The organism is Brochothrix sp., from assembly GCF_017549435.1.
In the GTDB taxonomy this organism is placed as follows: domain Bacteria; phylum Bacillota; class Bacilli; order Lactobacillales; family Listeriaceae; genus Brochothrix; species Brochothrix thermosphacta.
Genome location: NZ_JAFYUW010000138.1, coordinates 1 through 6,399, shown reverse-complemented (window position 1 = coordinate 6,399; position 6,399 = coordinate 1). Strand labels below are relative to the sequence as shown.

Below are 6,399 nucleotides of genomic sequence, written 5' to 3'. Positions count from 1 at the left end.
CCCACACTGTTAATGGGTGTTTTAACCGACATTAATAGTTACATCATTATTTGCGGTGTTATTTGCAGTGTATTTGATATTATTTATATCATTTTCTTAGTTAAAATGAAACGTTTGGAAAAGAATAGCAAAGGGGTGTCTATATAATGAAAAATATCTGCATTGTTTTTGATCACCCCTACACAGTTGATGCGTGTCATAATGAACCACATAACCGAAGTTTTTCAGCAGCGTTAGTAACAGAGGCACAAAAATCATATGAAAAAGCAGGCGTGACAGTTGATGTGATTGATCTGCATAAGGATGGGTTTGATCCTGTCATGCACAAAGAAGACTTGATCGCTTGGCGTAAAAAAAGGTGATAGATTCTCTTGTGGCAGACTACCAAGAACGATTGTTGAAGGCTGACGAAATCGTGTTTATATTTCCGATTTGGTGGGAAGCGATGCCTGCTATGACAAAAGGCTTTTTTGATAAAGTAATCGCTAAAGGAATTATTTATGATGAACCACAGCAGGGGAAAATATTTGTGAATAAGTTGGTTAATTTGAAAAAGGTAAAGTTAGTCACAGTAATGGCAACACCACATTTACTGTATCGATGGGTATTTGGTAACCCTGTGACTAAAATTGTTTTTCGAGGTACATTTAGAAAAATGGGTTTTCATAAAGTTAAGTGGCTTAACTATGCGAATATGACAAAGTTAAGTAATGAGGAGAGAACAAAAAAACTACGTATTTTTGGCAATAAAATCATCAAGTAACTATCATATCTTTTGCTGAAAAAAGATAATAATGTATAATTAATAACGAAGGTGAGGTGAATAATCAATGAAGAAGCGTGTTTTAAAATCATTAGCAAAAGGAGTTGGTTATTCAACAGCTGTTTTCTTCTAAAATTGTCTGACTTAGGGTGAACTTTAATTTTCAGAGCGATCTCTAATATAACTACCCGACGTTAGACAATAATGAATGAGAAGAGGAAAAAGTTATGAATAACATTATTAGAAAAAACCCAGCAACTATGCCAGCACCCGTAGGGGAATATAGTCACGTCACAATTATTCCTAAAAATAGCACACTGTATACTTTTTCAGGTCAAATAGGCGTGGATCATGAAGGTAATATTCCTGAACGTCATACACAACAAGTTGTAAACACCTTTAAGAATATTGAGAGAGCTTTAAAATCTGAGCATTTAACGGCTGAAAACATCATTAAAGTGAATGTTTGGTCAGTTGATGCCATCAATTGGAATCATTTTTATGAGGTTTGGTCAAATTTTTTTGATGTTAACCCTTCGATGACAATTGCTTATATAACAGCTTTAGGGCTGCCTGAAATTAAAATAGAAATCGAAATTTTAGCTGCAGCTCCTGAATAAAGATACGTTTTTCACAAAATAAGATGAGCTAATAAATCATAAAAAACCACAACATCTCAAAGAGAGTTGTGGTTTTTTTGTATCTCAATATAAAATGATAGCGCCAACAAGATTGTTTTAACACTGTTTAAAGAATGTACAAAAGTATATTTTTATTAGACTTTTAGCAGGTCAATACGTTATTTGAGATAGGAATAGGGGTAAGATGATAAAGGTGTACTTAAAGTAATGTATTGATACATATATATTAATACACATAAGATGATAGGGGATGTGATGTGTTGATAAAATTAAGCAGGATTATATTAGCGTTAATGCTCATTTTTCATGTGACATTAATACCTAATATTGCCCATGCGAATACGCCAGGATTTACAGGCAGTGCAACCTATACGCCTGATCCAACGGCAAATGATGTTTGGTCAGGTGGTAAACTTTCGTTGAAAAATGAATTCAAAGTGAAGAAGGTAGATATTCAGGATGGTGAACTTCTAAACAAAGTCACGAAATTTAAAATCGTTTGGAAATTGCCACCAAACTTAACACAAGCAGATATTGCGACGGCACTAAGTGAAGATTCGTATGTGCTAGTCGGCACACAGAAAGGAATGCTAAAACCAGAAAATTTCACCACAACCGCCGCTGGTGATCTAGAGTATGTGCTTTCAGATAAGACGTTTAATTTACTAGCGCTGATTGCTTGGTTACTGACCTTATTATTAAATCCTGATGTTACCATTCAAACAAATATTGAGCTAGATGTTGCTAAATTACCCGGTAGTGTCAATGATTATAGTCCTAACAAGGTATTAACTAAAGGCAAGTTACCACCGCGTGATACTAAAACGATGGCTTTCACGACTGAGTTTATCAATGTTAAAGATGTATCTAAAGGTGATTTTACAAGTAATCTTGCAACTTGGAATACGTATCTTTCTCCATGGAACCAAGTCGTTGCAGATAGTACATTGAATGGAAAAAATGATATCACCCCGCTTGAAGTCAATGGGATTAGTCGTGTTTTACAAGGAACCAACTATAAGACACGAAATGTCCAACTGCCGATTAAGCAAAATATTGACATATCGACTTATCAACGAACGGTTAACTTGTTTTCGAAAACTGCAATTTTAGGAACTAATAATGGGCTGGTTCAAAATAGGGCACCGGTTGTCGAAGATAAAATTACCGAGTTAGCAAATGGGAAAAAACAACTTATCAGGCAATCAACTTATAATCTATTTGGTACAGATGGCACAGGAACAACTTTAAGTCCGGTACCGTTAGTATTTAAGCAAGAAACATTGCTAGATTTTAAATTAGCAGATACACAACTGAAAATTCCTGCGGGTAAAGAAACAAAATTGAAGGGCTTGTTGGAATCAGAAGGCACTGACAATAAATTTTATTATAAAATCAATGGTGGTGCAGCAAAAGATTTAACTGCTATTAAATTAGATGGACAAAATTATGAATTTACTCTACCTGGATTTAGTGCGGGGACATATACCGTAGTAATTGGTGTTTCAAATGAGTATAAATTGGGAAAAGAAGTAGGTATGAATGTTATTGCTCAGCAAGAAGAGCTTAAAATTAGTTCCATCACAGATACGTTAGATTTTGGTACGCATGAGATTCCTAAACCAGGAGATATCTTTTATAGTGAAACGCCCTTTTTAGTCAAAGTATTAGATACACAATTGACTTTAAACAAATGGAAGGTTGCTTTGGCTTTAGAAAGTGCCTTTCAAACGGTGGATGGTTCATACTTACCAGCAGATGTTTTTTTAGCGAAAAATGGTCAAAAACAACAACTTACAAATAGTTTGATAGATGTGTATGAGAATACACAAGTGAACAATAAAGTGGTAGATACAATTGCATTTAAAGAACATGAGGGGATTCATATACAAATGAAATCTTCTAATGTACTATTAAATAGAGAGTATAAGGGAACTCTCAAAGTGGTATTGAAAAAAGGGCCCTAAAAAACAAGGGAAAGAAGGAATTGAATATGAAAAAGATTGAAGTGTTGGGGATTACATTAGTGTCTGTAGCTTTATTGGGAGGAGCTGGGACAACAGTATTAGCAGCAGAAGGGGATACTGGTGCTACAACAAAAGGAACAATTATTTTTAAAGCAAATGATAGGGTAACACCGCCAGTTGTTGTACCGGTGACACCTACGGATCCAACAGATCCAAATAAAGAAGGTGATAAACCAACTGGAAATACTGAACCGCTAAGAATTGATTTAGCACCTAATTTCCATTTTGGCGAATTCACAGTGGGAACAGGTGTACATACTGCTTCTAACACTCGATTAAATAGTAATTTACAAGTAACAGATGGACGTGGAACTTTAGCTGGTTGGACCGTATCTGTTTCAAAAACAGCATTTACAAATAGTGGACATACTTTACCAGCAACATTCACCTTAACTTCAGCAGAAGTTAAAAATGGTACAAATGTAACTGCCGCATTAGCAGGTGATATTAAAACAGCAGTCACTGTTGATACTGCTAGCCAACCAGTATTCGCTGCAAATGCAGATGAAGGTGGCGGAACTTACTTTAAAAACTTTGATGGTAATAAAGCAACATTAACATTTAATACTGATACTGCTAAGGTAGGAGAATATCAATCAACATTAACTTGGACACTAACTTCAGCAACAGTTGAAGGAGCTCGATAAGTTTTGTTTTTTAAAAATAAATGGTTCTACTTTACTGTGATTTCTCTTAGCTTATTAACGATACCTCTTACTGTAAGTGCAACTTCTCAAGAAAATTTGTCTTATGAAGTAAAACCTTTGTTTGATGACAAACAGCAGGCTGAAGGATTGGATTATTTTTATTTTGAAGTGAAACCTTCTGAAAAGAAAACAGTAGCATTTGAAATTATTAACCATTCAAATGTAAAAAAACACTATAAAATACAGTTGAATCGTGCAGTGACAAATAAAAATGGTTTTATCGATTATAGTTTATCAAATGCACAAGATAGTGAAACGATGACAGCTGATTTTAATCAACTTGTTTCTTTTAGAGAGAAGAGTATTGAAGTCGCTGGAAATGACAAGGTGAAAGTGACAGCCGAAATTACAATTCCTGCGACAAAATTCAAAGGCATTGTTTTGGGTGGTGTTTATATCACTGAAGTTCCTGTGGAGGCAAAAGAAAATAAAGAATCGCATTCATCGGGACTCAAGTTTGATCAGCAATTAGCTTATGCAATTGCAGTTATGCTTCAAGAAGAAATTCCTTATAAAGAAGGTAAAGAAATAGTCTTGCATGAGCTCAAAGCTAAATCTGAGGCAGGTCAATCACAATTGAAACTAATGACAGAAAATTCAAAACCAAATGTTTTGAAGGATGTATCAGTAGTGGTTGATATTTATAAGGACGATCAAAAAAATATATACAAAACATTAAAAAAAGAAAAAATGTCATTTGCACCAAACAGTCGGTTTGAATTAGATATTCCTTGGGAGCAAAGTGAAATGGCTCAAGGTAATTATAAAACCGTCACAACGATTGCTTCAGAAAAAGATAAATGGGTTTTTAAAAATAGCTTCTCAATTTCGCCAGAAGAAGTGAAAAAAGCAGCGGAATCTGATCCATTTATCGAAAAACAAGACAACACGTTACGTAACATCTTAATTGGTGTCGGAGCGCTCTTACTGATACTCATCACTATTATTTTGTTAAAAAAACGTAAATAAATTAGCAGTCACTAAAAAACTCACAACCCTTTAAAGGTGTGAGTTTTTTTGACGTATAGGAGGGTTATCCTATTTTTGTGGCTGTCAATATAAAGAGTGAAGCATCCTTATTCATAAACATGTTTTTGCCATGGTAAAAGGTTTCTCTGTTGATATTCTCGAACCCACTTTTATGAAGTGTTTGAGTGAGCTTATCCTCCTTAAATCCGTTGTGTACTTTATCAGAAATAACCTGTTCATTATAGTCAAAATCCACAATTATTAGTTGACCCTTAGGAGGTAATGTCTCAGATAAATTATTTAACAGAAGAGTAATCTCTTTTACATGAAGAAGAACTTGCACCATAAAGATAGTATTTGCTTCAAGTTTAACTGTTTGTATAGATTGATTTTCAGCATCTAAACATACTGTTTTTGCATTTAAGTGAGAACTTTCCTCCAATTTTTTTTTGACGATATTAATCATATTTTGTGAGGCATCAGCAAATATCACTGTATTAAAAGCATCTAATAGATTCATACCGACAAGCCCGGTACCGCAGCCATAATCTATGGCTGTCTGTGCACTACTTTGCGGACTAAGTTTTTTAAGTATTGAATTGGCTGTTATTTTCGCTATTTTTTCTCTGTCAGGAGTATCATAATTATTTGCAATTCTTTCAAAAACATCAATATTACCCACGATTTCACCTCATTAGTTTATATATAGATTAGTTATAAATTTTATGCTACAGCATAAAAATGGGACTGTCTAATAGTAAGCTTTGAGGATTTTTCTTATTTTTCAGAAAAAAGCTATTTTCTTCTATTATAATTTCATTTTTTATTTTAAAAGAACAAAACATGACATTGGATATTGAAAAATACGACTGATGTCGTATAGTATTACGGTTAGATGCGTGCTATAGTAAGAAATAATAATAAAAAAAGAAAGAAGGCAGACTTATTTAATGGAAATTTTTGAACTGATATTATTAATGTTGAGTGCAGTGTTTATATCAAATGTAATTAGCCGCTTTATTCCGAGTATTGCAGTGCCACTCATACAAGTAGCCCTAGGGATAATTTTAGCCATTCCATTAGGGGATCATTCTATGGATTTGAATCCAGAATTATTTTTACTTCTATTTATGGCACCATTATTATTTAACGATGGTGCGAATGTTGATAAAAAAGCATTATGGAGACAACGAAAATCAATTATTTCTTTATCGTTAGGCTTGGTATTTCTAACTGTGGGAGTGCTAGGGATGTTTATTCATTATCTGTTACCAACAATTCCTTATGCTGCT

8 protein-coding genes are annotated in these 6,399 nt (G+C 34.0%); 7 read left to right on the top strand and 1 reads right to left on the bottom strand.

The features are described from left to right. The first annotated feature begins 146 nt into the window (after positions 1 to 146). The 6 genes from IKV95_RS09330 to IKV95_RS09305 all read left to right on the top strand — a co-directional run bounded on the left by IKV95_RS09330 (position 147) and on the right by IKV95_RS09305 (position 5,107). A complete protein-coding gene (locus IKV95_RS09330; protein ID WP_096699388.1) occupies positions 147 to 362 on the top strand; it encodes an NAD(P)H-dependent oxidoreductase in 216 nt (71 codons plus the stop codon). Beyond that, positions 359 to 763, top strand: a complete 405-nt coding sequence (locus IKV95_RS09325; protein WP_096699390.1) for an NAD(P)H-dependent oxidoreductase — start codon at positions 359 to 361, stop codon at positions 761 to 763. The genes IKV95_RS09330 and IKV95_RS09325 overlap by 4 nt, the downstream gene beginning before the upstream one ends. 227 nt (positions 764 to 990) lie before the next feature. After that, positions 991 to 1,383: a RidA family protein gene (locus IKV95_RS09320; protein ID WP_029091633.1), complete on the top strand. Its 393-nt coding sequence runs from the start codon at positions 991 to 993 to the stop codon at positions 1,381 to 1,383. Positions 1,384 to 1,664: 281 nt separating this feature from the next. After that, positions 1,665 to 3,371: a hypothetical protein gene (locus IKV95_RS09315; protein WP_141691008.1), complete on the top strand. Its 1,707-nt coding sequence runs from the start codon at positions 1,665 to 1,667 to the stop codon at positions 3,369 to 3,371. A 26-nt stretch (positions 3,372 to 3,397) separates the two neighbouring features. After that, on the top strand, positions 3,398 to 4,078 hold the full coding sequence (locus IKV95_RS09310; protein ID WP_069125376.1) for a WxL domain-containing protein: 681 nt from the start codon (positions 3,398 to 3,400) through the stop codon (positions 4,076 to 4,078). A gap of 3 nt (positions 4,079 to 4,081) precedes the next feature. After that, on the top strand, positions 4,082 to 5,107 hold the full coding sequence (locus IKV95_RS09305) for a DUF916 domain-containing protein (protein WP_069125374.1): 1,026 nt from the start codon (positions 4,082 to 4,084) through the stop codon (positions 5,105 to 5,107). Positions 5,108 to 5,171: 64 nt separating this feature from the next. Here the strand turns inward: IKV95_RS09305 and IKV95_RS09300 are convergent, their stop codons facing one another. Further along, positions 5,172 to 5,789 carry a class I SAM-dependent methyltransferase gene (locus tag IKV95_RS09300; protein ID WP_029091636.1) on the bottom strand — a complete coding sequence of 206 codons (618 nt, stop codon included), beginning with the start codon at positions 5,787 to 5,789 and terminating at the stop codon, positions 5,172 to 5,174. 268 nt (positions 5,790 to 6,057) lie between these two features. Between IKV95_RS09300 and IKV95_RS09295 the strand changes: the two genes are divergently transcribed. Next, the coding region (locus IKV95_RS09295) for a cation:proton antiporter domain-containing protein (RefSeq protein ID WP_287451703.1) at positions 6,058 to 6,399 on the top strand (342 nt) is incomplete at its 3' end.